19 protein-coding genes and 2 pseudogenes are annotated in these 23,204 nt (G+C 62.9%); 9 read left to right on the top strand and 12 right to left on the bottom strand.

Annotated elements, in window-relative coordinates; genetic code table 11:
- Positions 1 to 57 precede the first annotated feature (57 nt).
- Together AB4Y40_RS11900 and AB4Y40_RS11895 are read right to left on the bottom strand one after the other, a co-directional pair.
- Entirely contained in the window at positions 58 to 678 is a 621-nt protein-coding gene (locus AB4Y40_RS11900) for a carbonic anhydrase (RefSeq protein ID WP_368687832.1), read from the bottom strand.
- Positions 679 to 1,043: 365 nt separating this feature from the next.
- Positions 1,044 to 1,808, bottom strand: coding sequence for a class I SAM-dependent methyltransferase (locus AB4Y40_RS11895; protein WP_368687831.1), 765 nt, complete (start codon positions 1,806 to 1,808; stop codon positions 1,044 to 1,046).
- Positions 1,809 to 2,251: 443 nt separating this feature from the next.
- Here AB4Y40_RS11895 and AB4Y40_RS11890 point away from each other — a divergent pair, with 443 nt between their 5' ends.
- A complete protein-coding gene (locus tag AB4Y40_RS11890) occupies positions 2,252 to 2,458 on the top strand; it encodes a hypothetical protein (RefSeq protein WP_028204535.1) in 207 nt (68 codons plus the stop codon).
- 197 nt (positions 2,459 to 2,655) lie between these two features.
- Here the strand turns inward: AB4Y40_RS11890 and AB4Y40_RS11885 are convergent, their stop codons facing one another.
- Positions 2,656 to 3,039: an ATP-dependent protease gene (locus AB4Y40_RS11885; RefSeq protein ID WP_368687830.1), complete on the bottom strand. Its 384-nt coding sequence runs from the start codon at positions 3,037 to 3,039 to the stop codon at positions 2,656 to 2,658.
- 162 nt (positions 3,040 to 3,201) lie between these two features.
- On the opposite strand from AB4Y40_RS11885, the gene AB4Y40_RS11880 reads away from it, so the two are divergent.
- Together AB4Y40_RS11880 and AB4Y40_RS11875 are read left to right on the top strand one after the other, a co-directional pair.
- Complete coding sequence (locus AB4Y40_RS11880) at positions 3,202 to 4,002, top strand: LuxR C-terminal-related transcriptional regulator (protein WP_368687829.1); 801 nt, start codon at positions 3,202 to 3,204, stop codon at positions 4,000 to 4,002.
- Between the two features lie 201 nt (positions 4,003 to 4,203).
- Positions 4,204 to 4,671, top strand: coding sequence for a hypothetical protein (locus AB4Y40_RS11875; RefSeq protein WP_368687828.1), 468 nt, complete (start codon positions 4,204 to 4,206; stop codon positions 4,669 to 4,671).
- A 512-nt stretch (positions 4,672 to 5,183) separates the two neighbouring features.
- Here AB4Y40_RS11875 and AB4Y40_RS11870 read toward each other — a convergent pair.
- A complete protein-coding gene (locus AB4Y40_RS11870) occupies positions 5,184 to 6,644 on the bottom strand; it encodes an esterase-like activity of phytase family protein (RefSeq protein WP_368687827.1) in 1,461 nt (486 codons plus the stop codon).
- A 431-nt stretch (positions 6,645 to 7,075) separates the two neighbouring features.
- Positions 7,076 to 7,240, bottom strand: a pseudogene (locus AB4Y40_RS11865) (SDR family oxidoreductase); the annotation flags it as partial.
- Here AB4Y40_RS11865 and AB4Y40_RS11860 point away from each other — a divergent pair.
- Positions 7,204 to 7,710: pseudogene (locus AB4Y40_RS11860) on the top strand (LysR family transcriptional regulator); the annotation flags it as partial. The pseudogenes AB4Y40_RS11865 and AB4Y40_RS11860 overlap by 37 nt on opposite strands.
- 321 nt (positions 7,711 to 8,031) lie before the next feature.
- Here AB4Y40_RS11860 and AB4Y40_RS11855 read toward each other — a convergent pair.
- From AB4Y40_RS11855 to AB4Y40_RS11845, 3 genes are all read right to left on the bottom strand, one after another.
- Entirely contained in the window at positions 8,032 to 9,300 is a 1,269-nt protein-coding gene (locus AB4Y40_RS11855) for an RNA polymerase sigma factor (RefSeq protein WP_368687826.1), read from the bottom strand.
- On the bottom strand, positions 9,297 to 9,668 hold the full coding sequence (locus tag AB4Y40_RS11850; protein WP_368687825.1) for a YciI family protein: 372 nt from the start codon (positions 9,666 to 9,668) through the stop codon (positions 9,297 to 9,299). The genes AB4Y40_RS11855 and AB4Y40_RS11850 overlap by 4 nt, the downstream gene beginning before the upstream one ends.
- A gap of 409 nt (positions 9,669 to 10,077) precedes the next feature.
- A complete protein-coding gene (locus tag AB4Y40_RS11845; RefSeq protein ID WP_368687824.1) occupies positions 10,078 to 10,761 on the bottom strand; it encodes a hypothetical protein in 684 nt (227 codons plus the stop codon).
- Positions 10,762 to 11,603: 842 nt separating this feature from the next.
- Between AB4Y40_RS11845 and AB4Y40_RS11840 the strand changes: the two genes are divergently transcribed.
- Positions 11,604 to 12,683 carry a tartrate dehydrogenase gene (locus AB4Y40_RS11840; protein WP_368687823.1) on the top strand — a complete coding sequence of 360 codons (1,080 nt, stop codon included), beginning with the start codon at positions 11,604 to 11,606 and terminating at the stop codon, positions 12,681 to 12,683.
- A 51-nt stretch (positions 12,684 to 12,734) separates the two neighbouring features.
- On the opposite strand, the gene AB4Y40_RS11835 is transcribed toward AB4Y40_RS11840, so the two are convergent.
- From AB4Y40_RS11835 to AB4Y40_RS11820, 4 genes are all read right to left on the bottom strand, one after another.
- Entirely contained in the window at positions 12,735 to 13,832 is a 1,098-nt protein-coding gene (locus AB4Y40_RS11835; RefSeq protein WP_368687822.1) for a PAS domain-containing protein, read from the bottom strand.
- Between the two features lie 223 nt (positions 13,833 to 14,055).
- The gene (locus tag AB4Y40_RS11830; protein ID WP_368687821.1) at positions 14,056 to 15,024 is read right to left on the bottom strand and encodes a 2Fe-2S iron-sulfur cluster-binding protein; all 969 of its coding nucleotides are present in this window, start codon (positions 15,022 to 15,024) and stop codon (positions 14,056 to 14,058) included.
- Between the two features lie 80 nt (positions 15,025 to 15,104).
- Entirely contained in the window at positions 15,105 to 16,565 is a 1,461-nt protein-coding gene (locus tag AB4Y40_RS11825; RefSeq protein WP_368687820.1) for an NAD-dependent succinate-semialdehyde dehydrogenase, read from the bottom strand.
- Positions 16,566 to 16,574: 9 nt separating this feature from the next.
- Positions 16,575 to 17,723, bottom strand: a complete 1,149-nt coding sequence (locus tag AB4Y40_RS11820; RefSeq protein WP_368687819.1) for an aromatic ring-hydroxylating dioxygenase subunit alpha — start codon at positions 17,721 to 17,723, stop codon at positions 16,575 to 16,577.
- 397 nt (positions 17,724 to 18,120) lie between these two features.
- Between AB4Y40_RS11820 and AB4Y40_RS11815 the strand changes: the two genes are divergently transcribed.
- From AB4Y40_RS11815 to AB4Y40_RS11800, 4 genes are read left to right on the top strand one after another with little or no spacing between them, the layout of a single operon-like run.
- The gene (locus AB4Y40_RS11815) at positions 18,121 to 19,566 is read left to right on the top strand and encodes a cytosine permease (RefSeq protein WP_368687818.1); all 1,446 of its coding nucleotides are present in this window, start codon (positions 18,121 to 18,123) and stop codon (positions 19,564 to 19,566) included.
- Between the two features lie 24 nt (positions 19,567 to 19,590).
- A complete protein-coding gene (locus AB4Y40_RS11810; RefSeq protein ID WP_368687817.1) occupies positions 19,591 to 20,742 on the top strand; it encodes a porin in 1,152 nt (383 codons plus the stop codon).
- Positions 20,742 to 21,734, top strand: coding sequence for a LysR substrate-binding domain-containing protein (locus AB4Y40_RS11805; protein ID WP_368687816.1), 993 nt, complete (start codon positions 20,742 to 20,744; stop codon positions 21,732 to 21,734). Before AB4Y40_RS11810 ends, AB4Y40_RS11805 begins: the two co-directional genes overlap by 1 nt.
- Positions 21,735 to 21,749: 15 nt before the next feature.
- Positions 21,750 to 22,985: an SRPBCC family protein gene (locus AB4Y40_RS11800; protein ID WP_368687815.1), complete on the top strand. Its 1,236-nt coding sequence runs from the start codon at positions 21,750 to 21,752 to the stop codon at positions 22,983 to 22,985.
- The last annotated feature ends 219 nt before the right edge of the window (positions 22,986 to 23,204 follow it).

Below are 23,204 nucleotides of genomic sequence, written 5' to 3'. Positions count from 1 at the left end.
CGACTTGAGGCCTGCGTCTCAAGCGTGCGTGGGCTGCACAATGCAGAATGGATTTGCTCAGGCCGCGACGGTGGCCTTCGCTGTTTCAACTTCGTAGCCCGACGCGAGTTCGCGCAGTTGGCCGTCGTTGAGCGAAAAGATCCACCCGTGCACGAGCGGTACAGTTGCGGCGTTGCGCACGAGGGGATGCTCGCGCAGCAGGCGCACCTGTTCGATCACGTTCAGTTCGGCAAGGCGGTTGACGCGCGCCTCTTCCAATGGCAGGCGCGCCAGCGTCGAGCGGTGCGTTTGCGCGAGCGCGCAAAGCGGCTTGATGCGACGGTTCACGTGGGGCAGGGCGTCGGCGGGCGGCAGCAGCGAGGCGCGTACGCCGCCGCATCCGTAGTGCCCGCAAACGATGATGTGCACGACCCGCAGCACATGCACCGCGTATTCGAGCACGCTCATGTTGTTGTCGTCGTCGGGATGGAAAAGGTTCGCGATATTGCGGTGAACGAACAAATCTCCGGGCGCGCAGTGCGTGACGCTTTCGGCGGGTACGCGGCTGTCGGAGCAGCCGATCCAGAGCACCTGGGGCTTTTGCCCTGTGGCAAGCGTGCTGAAGAATTGCGGATCGCGCCGGGCGATTTCCTGCGCCCAGGCGACATTGGCAACGAGCATACGTTTCGGAAGATTCATGGGTCGAGGCTCCATTGAAGGTGGCGGCTTCGCTCAATCCTTACGTATACCTTTCTAACAGAAATCAGCCTGTCGCTTTCGAAAAATAAATCGGAACCATGCGCGGCGAATATAAATAAACGGCCCCGCAACGCTCGTCGGTAAACGGTAGAAACGCAACCGTCGAGATCAGGCTCGTTGCGGCGCGCCGAAAGTTCGGCAGTCCGCTCAGACGGAGGCGCAACTCACGTCATCCCAGCGCCTCGCGCTCGCTACGCTTGCCGATGAAGAATCGCCTACTGCGGAAACTTGATCATGCCCGAGCGGGTCAGCGTAACGTTTCTGGACACGCTGCTGAATCGTAGAAGTCATGGAACAGGAGCGGGTCATATCGACCCCACTTCGCGCGGCCCGGCATCCATTTTCTCCACGCGAAACATGAAAATGTTTGACATCGAGGGCGCGTTAAGAACAACGGCGCGGTCTATCAAGTGGGCAATGAAGCGAAGTCGACGCGGAAAAAACGTATCCCATTGGACGTTTGGGATCAGAAAGAAGTCGATTTTCGATACTGGAAGATCGAGCTTTTCGATGGCTTTTAGCACTTTCGCAGCGTTGCAAAGCCGGTAATAGGCGGGATAATCGTTTGCCTGAGGGGCGATTGACCGACGGTAGAGATACTTTATCCCAAGTGCCTGCATGATCCGCACGATGACAGTGAAAGGGTGCCTCGCGTTAGGCGACATAGACCAATACACGCCGCCGGGTTTGAGCACCTCGATCGTTTTGGCGAGAAACGAAGTCTCGTTGACGACATGTTCAACAACGTTATAGGAATAGGCCAGGTCGTACGTGTTCGATGGCACGGGGATCTCCTCCATCGCACAGGTCCACCGCTTCCTGATCAATGGATGGGGTTGAACAACGGGGAAGGGGTCGACGCCATCGACTTCCCCAAGGATATGCTCGATCCTGCTGATGGTTGGATTGGTGCCGTGACCGCATCCGATGTCGAGTACATGGCAGGATATTCCGGGCTCCGCGGCGAGGCGAGTGGCATAGTATTCCTGAAAAAATGATCGATTGGCGTCGTAGTGTTCGAATCTTCGCTTGCAATCAACGTAATGATATGAAATCGTAATATCGCTCATTTCGGCCTCGGAATTGCGGATTAAAGTGTTGGCGCCGAAGATGTCGGCAAACTTTTCTGGAGGAGGGGATTTAAATCACGATCTCAACAATAGGCCACATGCGCGGAAACGTCAGTGATATTTATTTATTTCACTGTGCTTGCGGAAAATATCAATAGTGGCAAGGTCGACGTTCGGAAACCGTGAATAGAAAGCAGATTGAGCTGGTTTGCGAAGGTCTATATATCGCTGTCGATTCGGCGCGCAAATATCCAGGAAGCGATGTTGACCATAGGCCGTTGCTGGCGTATCGCGACGACCGTTGCGACCGCTGGCCGATTGAGCGCATGATGGGTGAACGCGGTTTGTGGTCGTGCGCGTACCAGAGGTAGGCAGCACGCCTGGCGCGGCGGCGATACCTGGAGCAGTGAAGAAACGTTCGGCGGCGACACAAGGAGCTGGCGATGAAATTCTATGCGCGAGAGTATGAAGGGCGGCTGGAAGTGTTCAGCTTCGACGGTGTTTATAGAATTCGCATCGCGCAGTTGTGCGGCGCGGCAAAAACAGCGTTCGCAGACACCGTTCAGCTATGGATAGGTGATGGCGTATCCGCGGACGAAGCCGTTGCCCGAGAGGCCGAGTCGTTGGCGCGATTAATTAACGAATACTAGAAAACAGGAAGCAACGGTGGACCTGGAAGCGCTTTCCTGTTTCAAATCGCACGCGTTGCGGCGTCGATATGTAACTGGTCCTATGAAACGAATTCGCTGCCTGAAAAAAGAAACCTCCAGCACCGGGCGCAACACGTGACTGGCCTGACGCTCGCCCCGCACCCGGCACGACTTGAAACCCCGATGGCAAGCGACGATCAGAGATCTCCGCGCACTTCGCCGGTTCCCAGCACGCCTCGCCGCCGGTTGACCTCTGCCCAAAGCTCATCGCTGTCGTCGCTGCGCAGCAGGACCACCCAGTCCAGTTGATTGTCGGCCACGCCGAAGTACTCCAGGACTTCCCTGCGAACGGCGTCGACGAACTGCGCGTATTCCGGGGTTGCCTGGGCCTGCGCGTGCAAGGCGTCGTATGCCGCATCGTCCGCGCCGCCGCCATGCTCGTCGATGTAGCGCGAGATCCACTGGTCCAGTTCGCGGTCGTAGTCGGCCTCGGCGCGCATTGCCTGCACAGCCGTGTAGAAATCCAGTTCGGCAAACGCGGCGATCGCCGCCGTTGTCGGCTCGTCGAATGTCGTTTTCATTTCATTTCTCATATTGTTCGTGGCACATCATCGCACGGGCCGCATGCACCGTTCGGAAAACAAAGGCCGCACCCAACGACAGGTTTTCCGTGCGAAGGCCCTTGTCAGGGGAGGCCAGGATCACCGAAGATCGGTGATCTGCCCATTCTTGCTGGGGACGACATGCATCCATTCGCGGATTCCGCCAATCCACCGCTCCACGATGGCGTCTTTGCACTCTGGGATCGGCTGGCCGAGTTCTCCGCAGGCGAAGGCGATGCCGCGCTGACCCACTTGCTAACCACGCTCTGTGCGATGGTCTCCGCACAGAATGCGCTGTGGGCCGTGGTTGTGCGATTGCCTTCGCCCGCGCCAAACGATCCTTTGTTCGGCTGGCGTCCACGTCTGGTTCGGCTCCTGCATCCGGTACCCGCGGTGGTCGCTTCCGTGCAGGAGCAGTTCGACACGCTCTGGTCCGGCAACGTCGACGCGTCACATGTCGTGGCCGCGTCGGGGGACGAGCCGTTCCGCGCCAACCTGCTCTTCGAGGCGATGCCCGCCGAATGGTTTGAAGGCGAGCACTATCGCCGCCACTACCTCGAAGTCGGTCACGGCGACAGCATCCAGGTGCGATGCTCGCTCAACGACGATGTGCGGATTCACCTCTTTGTGTTTCGCGATCCGCAGGCCTCCCGCTTTTCTGCGCTGGATCTCGAAGTTTTGGCTTTCGTGATGCACGGGCTGAGATGGTACTGCCGGCAGCAACTGCTCAGCCACGGCCTGCTCATCGCCGACGCTCCCCTGACGTCGGCCGAACGGAGGGTGCTGCTTGGGCTGCTCGACGGACTCACGGAAAAACAGATCGCGCAGAAGCTCGACCAAAGTCCGAATACGACGCATGTCCACGTGAAGTCGATCTACGCCAAATTCAACGTCCAGAGCCGCTCAACGCTCACCGCGCTGTGGCTCGGCAAGTTGCGATAGCGAACTGCAGGCGCTGCGGCTTTGCCGGCAACGATGCCGGGCTGGACGCGGCTCGCGCGTGTCACCTGTTCAGGTTATGTTCGGGCGTCAGCGAATAATCTACGATTCCCTGGAACATACAGGCCGCTATTGCATTGCAGGGTGACCATAACCACCGCAGATCCATGGACCAGACCGTGTCGTCGAAGGGAGGGGATCGTCATGATTTCTGTACTGAAAACGGGCCGTCAGGCAGCGAAGCGTCATCCCGTGTCCCTCGCTGGACTCCTCGCAATTGCAGGTGTCGCGGTGGCCAACCTCTATGGGCTGCAAACGCAGCCGATAGGGGGGGACGCTCCGGGACGGGCTGGCGGGGGTTACGAGAAGGCGTGGGCGGTGGTGGCGGCCTCCGGTGACGCGGGGAAGTTTGTCGCCTCGAACTATCGGACGTGCATCGAAAGCCTCGACACGGGCTACACGATGACGGATTGGTGGCTCACCGTCGTTCATTCGCGTTTGAACACGGCGGCGCAGTGCGGCCTGAAAACCGTCGCGCTTGCGTCGATGAAGGGTGACGCGTTTGTCGCCGAGGTGAAGGGCGTGATCAGCAGCCTTCCCACGCAGATTGCCGTGCCTGACCAACCGGCTCGCACGCTCCGATGGTTCGTCATTGACGATCGACCCACGTGACAGGCTAAGGGTGAAAGCGATTTCGGGCTCCTCCATTGATGAGGAGAACGACGCAACCGGATGGGGAGACAGGACATGAGATTCCAGGTCCGCAGCACAATAGCTTTAGCCTGCTGTGTATTCGCGGCGATTGTGGCAGCAGGGAGTCAAGAATGCGTTGCAGCTCCCGACGAGGCCGAGTTCGAGCCTGGCGGCTCCGCGGACGCGCCCCATCCAGGCGCCACACCGTTCCCACGCTTCTTCCCTTTGCATGCGCCGTCGGATACGGGGGCGCCCCTACCGTCCCTGGACATTGCGCTTTGCCTCCCGGACCTGTATTGCTCACTCCAACACGGGTAGCGCGACGTCGTTGGGGCGCAATGTCTTGTTCCCGCCAGGCGTGAGCCGAAAGGACTGACAGTCAAGCGAAGCGCGGAAAAAACGCAAGGACCCACGGTAAATAGCCGTGGGTCCTTTTTCTTTATGGCGAGGCGTGCGCTACCCGCCCGCCGTGGGGGCGCGCGGGCGGTGTTTCAGTGGCCGCGGCCCCGGTCGTCGTTGTCGCCGTGATGGTCGTCGCGGTCGAAGTTACAGGCGTGTGTACGCAGATCCTGCGGCGTGAATCCCGGCAAGTCAGCCGACGAAAACGCGAACACGAAGAACTGGTTCGGATTCGCGATGCCATTCGGGTGATGGGTGTCGGTAATCGTGCCGAGAAAATCGTTGTCGTTGGCGATCACGAGCGTGTGCTTGCGCTGGCCGCTCACGGTCACGTCTTCGCCGAACGCGAGACCTTCCAGCTTCGCCGGAATATCGGCCGTCGCATAGCCGTGCGAGGTCAGCACCGAGACCACGTCGAGGAACAGCGTCTTGGTCAGCGCATAGGGTGCCAGTCCCGCCTCGCCGCTCGCCTGGCTCACGTCCTGCGCATGGTCGAGATCGACGAGAAAGACTTTCTTGAACGAGGCCGTCGAGTCGTCGCCGAGGCCATTGCCGTCACGTTCGTCCATCAGCAGCTGGTGATCGTTGACGGCGAGCACGTCGCTGATGGTCGGATATTTCGGCTTCGCAGCGGTGCCGATGTTGCTGAGCGGATAGGCAAACTGCTGCGACTTGCCCGTACGAAGGTCGATGCGCAGGATGCGCGTATAGGCGCCGCTGGTTCCGCCGTCCTGCAGCAAGGGGCTCTGCATTGCGCCGAAGAGCGTCTTGCCGTCCGGCGAGATGGCGAGGCCTTCCATGCCCTTGTTCGCGACGCGGCCCGAGGTGTTCGCGCTGATTTCCGTATTGCCGACGGGACTCAACGTGGACACGGCGAACGAATCGGGCACCTTGATGACATCGATCCGGCGGCCGGTGCGGCGGTCGAAGCGATAGATGTACGGGCCGTATTCATCGGAGATGTAGACGCTCGCGCCGTCGTTGCTCACGCGGATGCTCTCGGGGTCGAGGCGCGCGTCGAGCGGCCAGGTCGACAGGTGCGTAGCCACGAAGTTATCCGAGCGGCCTGTGAAGTAACGCGTGTGCTCGCGGGCGTTGAGCGCGGGCGCGCCGTTGGGCAGGCCTTGCGCAGCGCCACTGCCGTAGACGAGGGCGTCGTCGGTATGCAGGAGGGTGGTCGCGCGCAGCTCGGGCGTGAGCGTGTAGGGAAGCGCAGCGCCATTGGCTGCAGGTCGCAGGCGCAGGCGCAAGGTCTGGAAGCGGTTGATGTAGGAGACGGTGTCGTCTACCGCGGCGTTGTACGAGACGGCGTTGGGCCCGCGGTCGGGCAGGGCGAGAAACGTTTCGCAACCAGCATAGGCGATGCCCGAACCGAGGCCGCCGAGCAGGTTGCCCGCCACGCCGTTTTCGAGCGGGGCGGCGGTTTGGGTGGCGCGGTCGCCGATCGTTCCGCTCAACTGGCCGTTCGCGATCAAGTCAACCGCGCCGTGTGCGTAATTGGTCAATGCGAAAGCAACGATCCCTGAAGTCATTAGACGGTGTATCTGCAGCATGGTCGATCTCCGTTCGTTGTTGGTCATTCTCGAAGGACGATCCCCGCAGTCATTCTCGTGCCCGTCACCATGCGCATGGCGGTGCGGGCCTTCTCTTGTGGTCAAGCTTGCAGATTGTCAGGTTTGTTGATGACGAACGCGTGACGCTTGTGCACGGTGCTGTTTGATCGGGCGACCGAGTCATGGCCGGGAGCCGGGGGGAGGTTCGTTTTCGTTCGTTAATGTTGTACGAGAAAACGAACGCCTTTGATGCTTGTCGCAATAGCTGCGGTTTCGCTCAACCGGTCATCGTTGGTAGTGCGAACAGGCGTTCACCCCAGACGACCGGCTGCGCTTCGGATACGACGCGACGCGCAGCATCCGTATGGGCGGGATTCATCGGCGCGTTGGGCGTTGCGACTGCTCGATGCGCCCACAACCAAACCCCACGCTCAGATCTGCTGCTGACCGCCGTCCACGAACAGTTCGGCGCCATTCACAAAGCTTGAATCGTCCGAGGCGAGGAAGAGCGCTGCGCTTGCAATTTCCTCGGGCTCGCCGAGTCGCGCCAGCGGAATCTGTGCGGCGAGGTAATCGGCGAGGCCTTGTTGCTGCGCGGGTGTCGCGCGGCGTTGCGCGGCTCGAGGACCGCCTGGGCGCGCGGCTCTTCAACCGCACCTCGCGCCAGCTGGCGTTGACGGAATTCGGTCGGACGATCTGCGAGAAGGCGAGCGAGATCTACCGGCAGGCCGAGGAAGCCGAGAGCGCGGCGCGCGAAATGTCGGTGCAGCCGCGCGGACTGGTGTGCCTGGCCGTGCCGATGTCGTTTGGCCTGCGCTGGGTGGCGCCGCTGCTGCCGGGTTTCTTCCGCATGTACCCCGACGTGTCGATCGACCTGCATCTCTCGGATGCGACCGTCGATATCGTTGCCGACGGCTTCGATGCAGCGTTGCGCATCGCCGCGCTGCCGGATTCGTCGCTGGTTGCGCGGCGGTTATGCGCGGTGACGCAGTATGTCGTGGCGTCGCCGGATTATTTGAAGCGCGAAGGACGGCCTGCGCATCCGCGCGAACTCGCGGATCGCCCGTGAGTGCATGGATCATTGCAATTGCGCATGTAGCGATATACCGACCGCGCGGCGAATACGTCATACCGCCTCAATGCAGCATTTCAATCCGGCGTCGCAGCAATGACGAAGGATGCGTGGCGGATTCAACCGGTCGATGCAACACCTGGAATCTGCGTGAGCAGTGGAGGTGTCGCAATGACCGGTTGAATCCGCCGAGAGGCCAGGTCATTCGGTACCGTTGCGCGACGACAGGATTTCGGCCATAGCGGACGGTCGGTGACCAGGGGCCGTGCGGCGGCTGCAGCGTTCCATTGCGGAGGTTCGCATAGCCACGCGTCCCTAGCTGCTCGCCGATGCAAGTTCCAGTTTCTTGCGCTGCAGGAACCGGCGCACGGCCGGATCGCGCTCGAGGCCAATCGCAAGTTCGTACGCGTCAAGCGCTTCGGTCGTAGCGCCCGCACGCGCGAGCAGATTGGCGCGTGCGGCCCAGTATGGCTGGTAGTCAGTCAGCCGCGGATCGCCCGCATATGGCGCGAGCGCGTCGAGCGCCGCCTGCGGGCCGTCGCGTTCCGCCAGTGCGAGTGCGCGGTTTACCGCGATCACGGGCGAAGCTGCAATGGCGAGCAGCCCATCGTAGAGTTGCACGATCTCGTCCCAGTTCGGGCAATGCGATCGGCAGCGATGCACATGCGCCGACTGCAGCGCGGCCTCGAGTTGAAAGCGACCGATTGAATTTAACGCGTTCGCGCGCCGCAGCAGCGCGTTGGCTGCATCGATCATCGGTGCGTTCCATGTTGCCGGGTCCTGAGCCGACAGCGGCACGTAATCGCCAGCCGCATCGCGTCGGGCATCTCGCCGCGCCTGCGCAAACAGCATCAGCGCAAGCAGACCCAGCGTCTCCGGTTCCTCGGGCAGCAGTTCGACGAGCAATTGTGCAAGATACAGCGCCTCGTCGGCTAGATCGCGCCGTTCGGTATCGCCGCCGACCGGGTCCGTCCAACCTTCCGCATACGCTGCATAGACAGCTTCAAGCACTGAGTCGAGCCGGCCAGGCAGTTCCTCACGCTCGGGCACGCTGAACGGAATGCCCGCTTCGCGGATCTTGGTCTTCGCACGCACGAGGCGCTTGCTCATGGCGGCGGGAGACATCAGAAACGCGGATGCAATCGTCTTCGCTTCCAGGCCCAGTACTACCTGCAGCATCAGCGGCGTGCGAATCGCGGCCTCGAGTGCAGGGTGAGTGCACGCGAAGAGCAGCGCGAGCCGCCGGTCGGGCAACGCCCCGGGTTCAGATTCGTCGATTTCGTCCGCGAGGATCGCGAGCTGGTTCACCACTGCGTCGCCGACATGGCGATGGCGTGCGCCATCTATTGCCCGGCGGCGCGCAACTGTCATCAGCCAGGCTTCGGGGCTCGCGGGGCAACCGTGCTCCGGCCAGTCCGTGAGCGCCGCCGCAAACGCGTCGGCGAGTGCGTCCTCGGCCGCGGCGACGTCGCGCGTGCGCATCGCCAACAGCGCGACGAGCTTGCCATAACTGCGGCGCGCGACTGCCTCGGCAATGGAATGTGCGGCGGCGTCAGCGTGACGGCCGCCGCCGGACTGGCTCATGTAGCAGATGGCGCATCGTACGGAGCGCTCCAGACCGGGCGCACTTCCATGATGCCGTGTGCCGCGCCTGGACATCGCGACGCCCACGTCATTGCCGCGTCCAGGTTGGGTACGTCGATCAGGTAGTAGCCCGCGAGCTGCTCCTTCGAATCGGAGTACGGTCCGTCGAGCACCTGCGGCTTGCCGTCGACCAGCCGCACGGTCGTGGCCGTATTCGTGTGCTGCAGCCGGTTGGCACCCACCAGCGCTCCTGCTTTCTGGAGCGATTCGGTGTACGCGTGATAGGCGGCGACACCTTGCTGTCGCTCGCTGTCGGTCATCTGGTTCCAGCCGTTTTCTGCCGAATAGATCATCAATAGGTATTCCATTTGAGCCTCTGTCATGGGGTTGAGGCGGATGAATTACATCGTGCCGCCATCATAATGACGCTCGCATGGCATGCTGACGGACAAGGCGCATCAAAAAAATCGCGGAGGGCAGATGTCAAGCGGCAGCAGGAAGGGGGTGATGAATCAACGCAACTAACGGCCTGTCAGTTTCGGATACACGCAGCGCCATTCGGCGACACGTGCGCTGGGAACGGGAGAAGGTGCGGCGCACGCGCATGAACGGCGTTTCCCAAACGTATCTGCAGGAACATCCTCCCGGAGAACGCCAGGTGATCACTCGATGCGTCATGCCGTGACCAGATCGAGCGATTGGCGGGAATATCGCACGACGTGCCGCTGCGCGAAACGAAGCGCAGAGAGCGAATCTCTGCGCAGTTTATATGCAGTATCAACTGAGAATGGGCGGCAATTCCCGTCGTGGCGAGTTCGGCAGCACCTTCGGTTGCATCGGCTTCGTCTCGACGACGAGGCGATGATGCGGCACCGGATGAGCGGCGGCGGTTGCGAGCGAACGTCGCGAGCCGTCACTGTGCGGCGGTAACTTTGCCGCCAGGCGCGCGCCAGCGACCGGCTTGTGCCGGGTGTTCTCCTTACTGTTGCCGGCTGAAGAGCGATGCGGCGGCGCGTCCGCTGTCGTTCGGGCGACAGTATTCGGTGCATGCCAAACGTTTGCGCGACGGCCATAGCTAAACGCGTGATGCGATCCACCCTCCGGCGCGTGTGCGGCAGCAACCGGCTCGTGCCGAACGTTGCGGACAATCTGCCCGGTCACGACGTGACCTGTATGGTTCCCGGAGTCTTTCGGCCAAAGCCCGAGCATCGCTGCCCCCGCCTTTAGCGCTCCGTCGTCATCCTGGTCTTTATGATCGCCCGACGGCGGTGCAGGGCGGGCTGCCGCAGCGCGCGGTCCGGCGCCCGCGGGCTGGCAAACACACGCATTGCCCGCAGCCGCGCCGACCGCGATCTGACCTGTTGCTTCGGTCCGTTTCGCGACGATGCCGTGACACACATCCGGCGGCATCGATTGTTCGCGATACTCGACGGAGGCCGTGGCCGCCGTCGTCACACTCATTGCCGCAACTGCCATTACCACTGCCATTGTCGCGCGCACGACATGTCCCCTTGTTTGATTTTTGCGCCACCCGGGCGGCGATTATACCTATTAGGCATCAGAGACCGGCAAGCGCTTTTGAAGCAAAAAAAGGGGCGCATTCCCCGTCGACCTGCCTGACCGGGAGTGAGTTGTTGGTGGGGGGCGCGTACAGTTCGATCACGGTTACGCTCCTTAGCCGCTAGTCTTGGGGAGCCCGATGACAGACATGCGCATCCGCTTTTCAACCGCGAGGGGCAGCACTGGTTAGAGGACGTGATGGACTCCTGTATGAGACGGTGAGCGAGCGGGGCGCAAGATCATTACGACTAGCGGCCAGTGCGATGATCTTGCGCCTGTGCGGGATGCACGCGAGACGCCAATCGTGCCGATCTCCCGTGGCCGCGCGTAAAGACCGATGATGTTGGAGCTGAGGCGGGAAACAGAAGGCCCGGTCTGCCCATGCGATGACTTGAGGCTGTTGGTAATCGCGAGTATCAACACCGTTCGCCTTTGGTGAAGGCATGTGCTGGGTCGCGAGGTTATGGCGCAATTCAGCTGTGCACCTCTGCGCTCCCGAGGGCGCAGGGGAGGGCTGAGAGGCGTGATTGGTTTGCTGGCGGCAATGTTTGTGGAATAAATGCATATATTATGATAAGAAGACTTATCCTAATCACCGTGGAAAACCACCCCCCGCCCAATTATTCACACCCCGTGTTCAACGCCTCAACGCTGGAGGGGCTAATTTCCGCCACCCTTTGCGGCATCCTTGCACCTATCGAGCGCGCACCCATTCCGGCGCGCCGCGCAACGGAGAACGCGACATGAGCAAGACATTCAAAATCGCCGCCATCGCCGGCGACGGTATCGGCCAGGAAGTGATGCCCGAGGGCGTGCGCGTGGTCGAGGCGGCGGCCGCGAAGTTCGGCCTGAAGCTCGAAATCACCCATTTCGACTGGGCAAGCTGCGACTACTACCTGCAGCACGGCAAGATGATGCCCGACGACTGGTTCGCCACACTCAAGGGCTTCGACGCGATCTATTTCGGCGCGGTCGGCTGGCCCGACAAGGTGCCCGATCACATTTCGCTGTGGGGCTCGCTGCTGAAGTTCCGCCGCGAGTTCGACCAGTACGTGAACCTGCGTCCGGTGCGTCTGCTGCCCGGCGTGCCGTGCCCGCTCGCGAACCGCAAGCCCGGCGACATCGACTTTCTCGTCGTGCGCGAGAACACCGAGGGCGAGTACAGCTCGGTGGGCGGCAAGATGTTCGAAGGCACCGAGCGCGAGTTCGTGCTGCAGGAGTCGGTGTTCACGCGCCACGGCGTCGACCGCATTCTCAAGTACGCGTTCGAACTCGCGAACCAGCGCGGCCGCAAGAAGCTCACGGCGGCCACGAAGTCCAACGGCATCTCGATCAGCATGCCGTACTGGGACGAGCGCGTGGCGGCGATGGGCGAGGCGTATCCCGACGTGAAGTGGGACAAGCAGCACATCGACATTCTGTGCGCGCGTTTCGTGCTGCAGCCGGACCGCTTCGACGTGGTCGTCGCCTCGAACCTCTTCGGCGACATTCTTTCGGACCTCGGCCCCGCCTGCACGGGCACGATCGGTCTGGCGGCCTCGGCGAACCTGAATCCCGAGCGCAAGTTCCCGTCGCTGTTCGAGCCGGTGCACGGCTCGGCGCCCGACATCTTCGGCAAGCAGATCGCCAACCCCATCGCGATGATCTGGTCGGGCGCGATGATGCTCGAGTTCCTCGGCAACGGCGACGCGCAATACAAGGCCGCGCACGACGCGATCATGCAGGCCATCGAGAAGGTGCTGGTGGAAGGCCCGCGTACGCCCGACATCGGCGGCACGGCGAACACGACGGAGATCGGCAGGGCAGTCGCCGCCGCGCTTTAAGCGCAAAGGCCCGGGGTGTTCCGGCGGGACACCCCGGTACTTCTCACGCACTCAGTGCGGCGCGGCTCCCGTGGCCGCGTTTTCTTCGGCGCCCGGCTGTGCAGCCGCGGAGACGCCTGCCGCCATGTCGGCAGGCTGCGCGGCACGGCACAGTGCCGTGAGCCACACGTCCTCGCCATGCGGCGCCACGCGCGCGTAGCCTTGCTCCACCACCAGCCGCCACGTATCGTCGGGCAGCGCCGCCCGATACAGCACGCGATAGTCGCCGCGGTGCGCGAGCGCTTCGTTCACGGCCGCTTCGCGCGCCGCGCGGTCGTCCGGGTGGATGTGCCGCGAAAGCTCGACATAGTGGCGCGGCGCGTGCGCCGGATCGACGCCGAACAGGCGGCACCACTCGTCCGAAACGATCAGCTCGTCCTGCGCGCGCAGCCAGCGCCAGGCGCCGAAGCCCGCAATGCGCGCGGCGTCGTTGAGCAGTTGCAGGCGCCGTTGCTCCGCGGATTCCACTTCCTTGCGCGCACTGATGTCGATGGTGGTGCCCACCACGCGCACCGGGCGCCCGGCGTCGTCCAGCAGCGTGGCGACGCGCGACTCGATCCAGCGGATCTGCCCGTCCGGCAAGATGATGCGGAAGTCCCAGACGCGCGGCGCCGTGCTCGCAACCAGCTCCCTGAGCGTCTCGTCGTTCAGCCATATCGAATCCTCGGGATGGAGGATTTCCCAGAATTCGGCGTTGCTGTGAATCTCGCGGCCATAAAGCTTTGCGCAGTTGCTCGAATAGATGAGCTCGTCGGTGACGAGATTCCATTCCCACGTCACGATGCCCGCCAGTTCCTGCGCCTGCTTCATGCGCGCCTCGTTCGACATGATCTCGGCGGTATAGCGGCGGCGCAGGTCGGTCATCGGCAGCTCGGTATTGCCCGCGATGCCGAGGTCTTTCACGGCTTCGTCGCCGTAGCGCAGCCAGACCCAGTTCACGTCGAGAAACGCCGCGAGGCGGCGCAGGTTCGAATAGTCGATCTCGCCGCCGCGCGTCCACTTGTGCACGGCGGGGCGTGATATGCCGACGGCGTCGGCGACTTGCTGCAGGCTCAGCTTCTTGTGCTCGAGCAGCACTTTCAGACGGAACGCGAACGTATCCTCGGACATCCATTTCCCTCTGTGACGAATCTCGCGCGGTCGAAAGAATCAAGCGCAAAAGGGCGGCATACACCCCCGGGGCCGCCGATCGGGGCCGGGCATATGCCGCCTCTTATGAATCGGGCGCGCGGCCCGGACGTTTCGTCCGCTCCGTAACCCCCGCTAGTTTAACGGATCGGCAAGCGGGCCGTTCCGGACGCACGACTCATGGTGTCCCGCGTACGCAGCCGCCCTAAAGGTCGATCACGAGGCGCGGCGTGCGCGCACGCGACACGCACAGCAAAATGGTCTTCTGCGCGGCTTTCTCGTCGTCGTCCAGATACTGGTCGCGGTGATCCGCCTCGCCTTCGAGGATCGGGACTTCGCAGGTGCCGCACACGCCTTCGCGGCACAGCGACTCGACCGTCACGCCCGCGCGCTCGATGGCCTTGAGGATGGTCTCGTCTTCGCCCACCTCGAGTTCGACGCCGGACTTCGCCAGTACGACCGTGAATGCCTTGCCGCCCGTGTCCGTCGCGGCGAACTGCTCCGAGTGCAGTTGCGCCTTCGGCCAGCCCAGTAGCGCAGCGTTCGCGTAGACGGCGTCGTTGAGGCCTTGCGGGCCGCAGACGTAGACATGCGCGTCGCCGGGCAGATCATGGAACAGCTTGAAGAGATCGAGCTTCTGGCCTTCGCTGTCGACATAGCAGTGCACGTTGTCCGCGTGCGGGCCGGTCTTCAACTCGTCGACGAAGGCGCCGTGCTCGGGGCTGCGATACGCGTAGTGCAGTTCCAACTCGACATCTTCGGGGCGATGTTCGGCCAGTTGCGCGAGAAAAGGCGTAATGCCGATGCCTCCCGCGATGAACACATGCCGCTTGGGGCCGTTCGTGCTCGCGAGTTCGAACAGATTGGCGGGCGAGCCGATCGCGAGCCGCGTGCCTGCCTCGACCTTGTCGTGCATGAAGGCGGAGCCGCCGCGCGACGCCTCTTCGCGGCGCACGGCGATCTGATACTGGCGCGTGTCGTGCGGCGAGCTCAGGAGCGAATACGCATTGTGGTGCCACTGCTCGCCGTCCTGCATCGAGACGAGCACGTGGGCGCCGCCGCTGAATTCGGGCAGCGGTGCGCCATCGGGCAGCGCGAGCGTGAAGCGCTTGATGAGCGGAGTGAGTTGTTCGACGGCGACGACGTCGACAGTGATCGATTCGCGGGCGTTCATGTTGACTTCCTTGACTTCTGAATCCGGAAAAAGCAGCGGATGCGGCACGGCCCGCATCCGCTCGAAGCTGGGCGCCGGCCTTAGCGCGTGACACCCGCCATGCAGAGGTACTTGATCGACAGATAGTCTTCGATCCCGTACTTCGAGCCTTCGCGGCCGATGCCCGACTGCTTCACGCCGCCGAACGGCGCGACCTCGTTGGAGATCAGCCCCGTGTTGATACCGACGATGCCGTACTCGAGCTGCTCGGCCACGCGCCAGATGCGGCCGATGTCGCGGCTGTAGAAGTACGCGGCGAGGCCATAGATCGAATCGTTCGCGAGCTGTACGACTTCGGCGTCGCTCGAGAAGCGCACGATGGGCGCGATCGGTCCGAAGATCTCCTCGGTGAGCACGGCCATGCCGGGCTTCGCATCGGCGAGCACGGTGGGCGCGTAGAAGTTGCCGCCGCGTGCATGCGGCGCGCCGCCTGTGACCACGCGCGCGCCTTGCGCCACGGCGTCGCGCACGAGGCCGTCGACCTTGTCGCGTGCGGCTTCGGTAATGAGCGGGCCGATGTTCACGCCTTCGGCAAAACCGTCGTCCACCTTGAAGGCGCTCACGCGCTCAGCAAAGCGGCGGCAGAACTCGTCGTAGACCGCATCGTGCACGTAGAAGCGGTTCGCGCACACGCAGGTCTGCCCGGCGTTGCGATACTTCGAGAGCAGGGCGCCTTCGATGGCGGCGTCGAGATCCGCATCGTCGAACACGATGAACGGCGCGTTGCCGCCCAGCTCCAGCGAGACCTTCTTGACCGTGTCCGAGCACTGGCGCATCAGGAGCCGGCCCACTTCGGTCGAGCCCGTGAACGTGAGCTTCCTGACGAGCGGGCTCGACGTCATTTCGAGGCCGATCTCGCGCGACTTGCCTGTGACGATGTTGATCACGCCGGGCGGAATGCCGGCCTGTTCCGCCAGTGCCGCGAGTGCGAACGCGGAAAGCGGCGTCTCGTTGGCGGGCTTGATGACGATGGTGCAGCCGGCGGCCAGCGCCGGTGCGGCCTTGCGGGTAATCATCGCGGCCGGGAAATTCCACGGCGTGATGGCGGCGCACACGCCGATCGGCTCCTTCGTCACGACGAGGCGCTGGTCCGGGTTCGGGCTCGGGATCACGTCGCCGTCGATGCGCTTGCCCTGCTCGGCGAACCACTCGATGAACGAGGCCGCGTAGCCGATCTCGCCGCGCGCTTCCGCGAGCGGCTTGCCTTGCTCGCGCGTCATGATCTGCGCCAGCGCTTCCTGGTTCGCCATGATGAGGTCGAACCAGTTGCGCAACAGGCGCGCGCGCTCCTTCGCGGTGGTGGCGCGCCACGCGGGGAAGGCGCGGTGCGCGGCCTGGATGGCCGCGCGGGCTTCCGGCGCGCCCATGTTCGGCACGTTCGCGATGCGCTCGCCCGTGGCGGGGTTGGTCACCTTGAGCGTGGCGCCGTCGTCGGCGCCGCGCCACTGGCCGTCGATATAGGCCTGCTCACGCAGCAGGCCGGGATGTTGAAGGTTCGTCATGCTGGCCTCTTAGTCCTGATACTGCTGCGCGAGCAGATTGTGGAAGTGCGCGATGCCGTGCTCGCTGATGCCGCTGCGCTGCTTGTCGACCATGATGCGGCCCTGGCCGCGATAGCCGCGCGACTTCAGGCCCTTCTGCACGCTTTCCACGAGGCGCAGGTCTTCCGGGCGGAACACGGTGCGATACCACTCGATCAGCTTCTGCTGCTCTTCGGTCGGCTCGTCGTTGAGGAAGTAGATGTCGTAGTGCTGGAGCGTGACTTCGGCGCTCATCGGGAATTCGTAGATGACGGTCATGAAGTCGCTGCCCGGCGGCACGTTGAACATCGTGCACGGCCACGCCCAGTAGCCGCTGAAGCTCGGGTCCTTCACGGACGGATCGAGCTTGAACGAACGCTCCGACGACTGCGCATGACCGAACTGCACCGTCCAGTTGCCATGCAGCGTGTGCGTGTACTGGTCGATCTTCACGGAGTCCGAGAAGCCGGGGTGAGCCGGGCCGCAGTGGTAGCACTCCAGATAGTTATCGACGATCGACTTCCAGTTGGCCGGCGTTTCGGTCACGAAGCGGGCAGCCAGCTTGAGGTCGTCGATCACCGGGCAAGCCTTGCGCAGGCTGGCTTCGAGACCGGGCAGCTGCGCTTCCACGCCTTCTGCATTCGGGTTCAGGTTGATGAACACGAAGCCTGCGTATTCCTCCACGCGCACCGGCACGAGCGTCGAGTTCTCCTTGTCGAACGACTCCACGTGATCGCAGTTGTTGGCGTGCGCGAGCGCGCCGTCGAGCTTGAACGCCCAGGCGTGGTACGGGCAGGTGATGACGTTCTTCGCCTTGCCGCTGCCTTCGAGCAGCTGGTGGCCGCGGTGCGGGCAGACGTTGTAGAACGCCCGCAGGACGCCGTCCTTGCCGCGCACGAGCAGAATGTTTTCGCCCACCACCTCGCGCGTCACGTAGGCGTTCGCTTCGGCCAGTTCGCTGCGGTGCGCGACACAGATCCACGCGTTCTCGAAGATCTTCTGTTCTTCCGACTTGTATACCGCCTCGGAGGTGTAGTAGCTCGCCGGGATGGTCCAGGCGAGTTCCGAGTTGGCGCAGAAGTCGGCCGGCAGTTTCGGCTGTTCGGGTTGCTTGTGGAATTCGATCGGGAGGTAGGTCATGGGGTCCGCCGTACTGGGGTTGGTTAACTAACAGTTACGATGAAACTAAAGGTTAACGAAAATATAAGTGAAATTTCGGCGACGGTGGATCAGGGTTATCCCTTGACGCTGAGGGATGTGCCTCTTCCGTTGATGCGCATGCCGTATTCTTGTTCTTATAAATCAACGTCCATTGACGTTTGGCAAGCAAATCGATTTCTCCCCGGGCGTCAATAGGAGGATGCGATAGGGCGACGAAACCCTCTACGGTGCGTACCATTGTTAACTGTTGGTTTTAGATTAACCGCAGGATAACAGCGCCGTGTCTGGAAACTGGAACCTCTGGTATCGGGGCCGGCGCGGGAAGCGCAGCCGCGTCATGCGGGCTCGCGCGAGCCACCCCACAACTGGAGGAGACATGTCCCAAGAGGCAATAGCCGAAGCGCTGGCCAATGAGCCGTCGCGCGCCAAATCGCGAATCGAATCACGCTCGATCGACTACGTGCCGCTCGCCGAACGCAAGGGCCGGGCGTGGCACCTGTGGCCCGTATGGTTCACGGGCGATGCCAACCTCGCGACCATCGCGGCCGGTGCGATCGGCATCAGCATGGGCGGCAACCTGCTGTGGAGCGCGATCGCCATCGTGCTCGGCAACGTGCTCGGCACCTTCTTCATGGCGTTCCATTCGAGCCAGGGGCCGCAGCTCGGGCTGCCCCAGATGATCCAGTCGCGCCCGCAGTTCGGCTATATGGGCGCGTTGCTCGTGTGGGTGGTCGCGCTCGTCACCTATATCGGCTACAACTCGTTCAACCAGCTGATGGCGGGGCAGACCGCGCATCATCTGCTCGGTACCGAACCGCATCTGAGCTACATCGTCTTCACCGTGATTGCGGTCGCGCTCGCGGTATTCGGCTATGACCTGATCCACAAGGCGCAGCGCTGGCTCGCGTTCGCGCTGCTCGCGGCGCTCACGATCTTCAGTATCGGCATGTGCGTGAAGGTGCCGTTCCCCGCTGGCCAGTTGAGCCTCGCCGGCTTCAAGACCACACCGTTCCTCGTGCAGCTCTTCTCGGCGGCGGCGTATCAGCTCTCGTGGTCGATCTACGTTTCGGACTACTCGCGATACCTGCCGCCCACTACCGGCGTGCGTGCCACCTTCTGGTGGACCTTCCTTGGCGCGTTCATCGGCGGCGTCTGGATGATGCTGGTGGGCACCGCCGCGGCGGCGCTCAACGCGCAGATCGAGATTTCCGATGCGGTCCAGCGCGCGGGCGACATGATCTTTCCGGGCTTCGGCACGGTCACGCTGCTGCTTTCGCTGCTGGGGCTGCTCGCCATTACCGGCCTGAACTTCTACGGCGCGTCGCTCACGTTGCTCAGCATCACCGACTCGTTCAAGCCGCTCAAGTCGAACGCGACCAAGCGCGTGGTGAGCCTCATCGTGGTAGCCCTCACGGCGACGTCGCTCGCGTTCGCGGCGTCGGACAACTTCATGGGCAAGTTCGGCGATTTCCTCGGCATTCTCGGCTACCTGTTCACGCCGTGGACCGCGATCAACCTGGTCGACTTCTTCATCGTGCGTCACTCGCATTACTCGGTGCGCGAGATCTTCAACCCGCGCGGCATCTACGGCCGCTGGAACTGGCGCGGCCTGACCGCCTACGCGGTGGGCTTCGTCGCGATGATCCCGTTCTTCAAGACGGAGCTTTACACCGGCCCGGTCGCCAATGCGCTTGGCGGCACCGACATCGCGATGCTCGTGGGCCTGCCTGTTGCCGCGCTGGTCTATCTGTGGACCTGCCGCTCGCTCGACATTGAAAAAGAACGCCAACTCGTGCGCGAAGCCGACCGCGGCCTGAACTGATTGCGCCACCACAGCGACTACAACATGAAATCGATGAACACAATGCGGCTTGCCGCACTGCACGCGGCTGCGCTCGCGCTCGCCGCGCTTCCGGTGGCAGCCCGTGCACAAAGCAGCGTCACGCTCTACGGCGTGCTCGACGCGGGCGTCACTTACGTGAGCAACGCCGGCGGTTCGTATCAGGTGAAGTTCGACGACGGTGTTTCGTACGGAAACCGCTGGGGCCTGCGCGGAACCGAGGATCTGGGCGGCGGCCTGAAGGCCGTCTTCAAGCTGGAGAGCGGCTTTCACATTGGCAACGGCAAGCTCACGAACGGCGGATCGCTTTTTGGCCGCCAGGCTTATGTAGGTCTGCAAAACGACTGGGGCACGCTCACATTCGGCAACCAGATCGACATGACGCAGGAGTTCGTCTACCTGTACAACGCCTCGTCATGGGCGAGCGGCTACGCGATCAACCAGGGCGACTTCGACCGCATGAACGGCGACCATCTGCCGAACGCCGTGAAGTTCATGTCGAGTACGTTCGGCGGCTTCCAGTTCGGCGGCATGTACTCGTTCAGCAATACGCCGGGGGACTTCCACACGGGCAGCGCGTGGAGCGTGGGCGCGCAGTATCAACACGGCGCGTTCTCGATGGGTACGGCCTATACGCAGTTGAACAACCCGTCGGGCATCTACGCGTTCGATCCCTACAACATGATCGGCGTGCGCACGTTCTTCGGCAGGCCGACCGTGAGTGTCGATCCCGCCACGGGCACCGTCAGCTCGCTCTATGCCAGCACGCCGTTCCCCGTGGACAAGCAGGGGGCCTTCGGCGTAGGTGCGAGCTACGTAGTCGACAAGGTTACGCTGATGGGCGCGTTCACGTACACGCAGATCAAGGCGTTCGGCGAAAGCGAGCACATGCAGGTCGCCGAGGGCCGGGCGAACTGGCAGATTACGCCCGCAGCGAGTCTCGTAGGCGGCTACCAGTACACGCACTTCGACGGCCACCACTGGAACCAGCTCTCGGCGGCGATGCATTACCTGCTGTCGAAGAGTACGGACGTCTATATCTCGGGCGACTGGCTGAAGGCGTCGGAAGGCGTGGATGCGGTGATCGGCTATAGCTTCACGCCGTCTTCCACGACCACGCAGGCCGATGTGCGCATCGGCATGCGCCACACGTTCTGATGAAAACGGCTACCACCCCGGAGCTGGACGACCTGCGGGTCTTCTGCACGGTCGCCCGCAAGTCGAGCTTCAGTGCGGCCGCCGACGCGCTCTCCGCCTCGGCGGCATATGTGAGCAAGCGCGTCGGGATACTCGAAGCAAGGCTCGGCACGCGTCTGCTGCATCGCTCCACGCGCCGCGTGGCGATGACAGCGGCGGGCGAGCGCGTTTTTTCCTGGGCCGAGAAGATCCTCGACGACGTGGACCAGCTCGTCGAGGACGTCTCCAGCACGCGGCGCATTCCGCGCGGCACGTTGCGCGTGTCGAGCAGCTTCGGCTTCGGGCGCAAGTTCGTCGCGCCGGCGCTGGCGGCGTTGTCGGACCGGTATCAGCAACTGAACGTGCAGCTCGACTTGTTCGACCGCGTGATCGATGTGGTGGGCGAGGGCTTCGATCTCGATGTGCGCATCGGCGACGACATCGCGGGCCATCTGATCACGAAGCGGCTCGCGACGAACTACCGGGTGCTTTGCGCCGCGCCTTCGTACCTCGCGCAACATGGCACGCCGCAGACCATCGCGGAGCTGGAGTCGCACGCGTGCCTCGCGATCAAGGAGCGCGATCATCCGTTCGGCGTCTGGCGGCTCGATGCAGAAGGCAAGACGACTGCCGTGAAGGTGACGGGCCCGCTTTCGACGAATCATGGCGAAGCCGCGGTGCAATGGGCGCTGGCCGGGCGCGGCGTCGTGTTGCGCTCGATCTGGGACGTGGGGCCGCTACTGGCCGAAGGCCGGCTGCAGCGCGTATTGCCCGAGGTCACGCAGCCCGCCAACGTCTGGGCGGTGTTTCCGGAGCGGCTCGCGCAGTCGGCGAAAGTGAAAGTGTGCGTGGACTTTCTGGTCGAGACGTTCGCGCAGGCCGGGTTCGGCGGCGCAGCGCGGCCGGTGCCGGAGATCGCCGATAACGCCTGGTGCGATGTGGGTGCAGGCGAACGTCTCGTGGAATCCGACTGAAAAGGAGTATTTGGCGTGATCGATTTTGCCCATGTTCGTTCGTTGCTCGAGGCGCGGCGCGAAGGCTACAGCCTCGCAGGAGACTTCTATACGGACCCTGCCATGCACGAACTCGACGTCGAGGCGGTCTTCTCGAACGAATGGCTGTTCGCGTGCAACGTGGCCGAAATTCCGCGCGAAGGCGACTACGTCACGCTGGATATCGGCAAGACTTCGGTGGTCGTGCTGCGCGGGAAGGGCGGGGACGTGGGCGCGTTCTTCAATACCTGCCGCCATCGCGGATCGCTGCTCTGCACCAGGGCGGCGGGGCATGCGAAGCGGCTAGTCTGTCCGTACCATCAGTGGGTCTATGAACTCGACGGCAGCTTGCTGAGCGCGCGTCAGATGCCCGCCGGTTTCGATCGCGAGGCGCATGGCCTGCGTCCCGTTCATGTCGAGGTCATCTGCGGGATGGTGTATGTCTGCATCGCCGACACGCCGCCCGACATCTCACGCTTCAAGGCGGCGGTCACGCCGTATATCGCGCCGCACCAGCCAGATCGTACCAAGGTCGCTTTTTCCATGACGATCGTGGAAGAGGCAAACTGGAAACTCGTCATCGAGAACAATCGCGAGTGTTATCACTGCGTGGGAAGCCATCCGGAACTGCTCGCCACGCTGATTGAATTCGCGCTGCCGGACGACCCGCGCGCGAACCGCGATTTCCAGCTCCTGATGCAGGAAAAGACGGCACTCTGGGACCGTTTCGGGTTACCGCATCTGCCCGCGGACGGCGGCACGGAATTCCGCTGCATCCGCTTGCCGTTCCATCGCGGCGCGGTCTCGTTCACCGCCGATGGGCGCCCTGCGTGCAAGAAGCTGCTGGGCGGCCTGACCGAGCCCGATCTCGGTTCGGTACGGATGTTCAGGGTTCCGAACAACTGGAACCACTTCCTCTCGGACCATATCATCCATTTTCGCGTGCTACCCCTGTCGGCCACGCAGACGGCGCTCAAGACGACGTGGCTCGTGCACGAGGATGCCGTAGAAGGCGTGGACTACGACGTAGAGACGCTCACAGCGGTATGGCGCGCGACGAACGAGCAGGACGCCACGCTGGTGATGCACAATCAGCGCGGCGTGAATTCGAAAGCGTATACGCCGGGGCCTTATGCGCCTTCGGAGTTCATGCTGACCAACTTCACCAACTGGTACGCGCGGAAGGTGGCGGAGTACGTAAAAGGAGCGCGGTGGGCGATTTCGCAGGCTTGATGAAAAAAGTGCATCAATTAGTTCTTAAATATCGTTTGTCGCCTGCGTTTCCCCATCCCTATACTCGGTCCGGCGTCGCGTGTGTGCTGCACACCGCAGGCGCATTCCCGGCCGCTTCGTTTCAGGCGTGCGGCCACCCCAAAAAAATGAAGACGGCACGTACGTCGGTCGGTCCCGTGCGTGAACCCCGCAAGAGGGCAGCGGAAAGGCCAGACGTGC

This window comes from Paraburkholderia sp. EG287B, assembly GCF_040965595.1.
In the GTDB taxonomy this organism is placed as follows: domain Bacteria; phylum Pseudomonadota; class Gammaproteobacteria; order Burkholderiales; family Burkholderiaceae; genus Paraburkholderia.
Note: the sequence above shows the minus strand (reverse complement) of the source record. Positions and strands in the feature narration are given on the sequence as shown.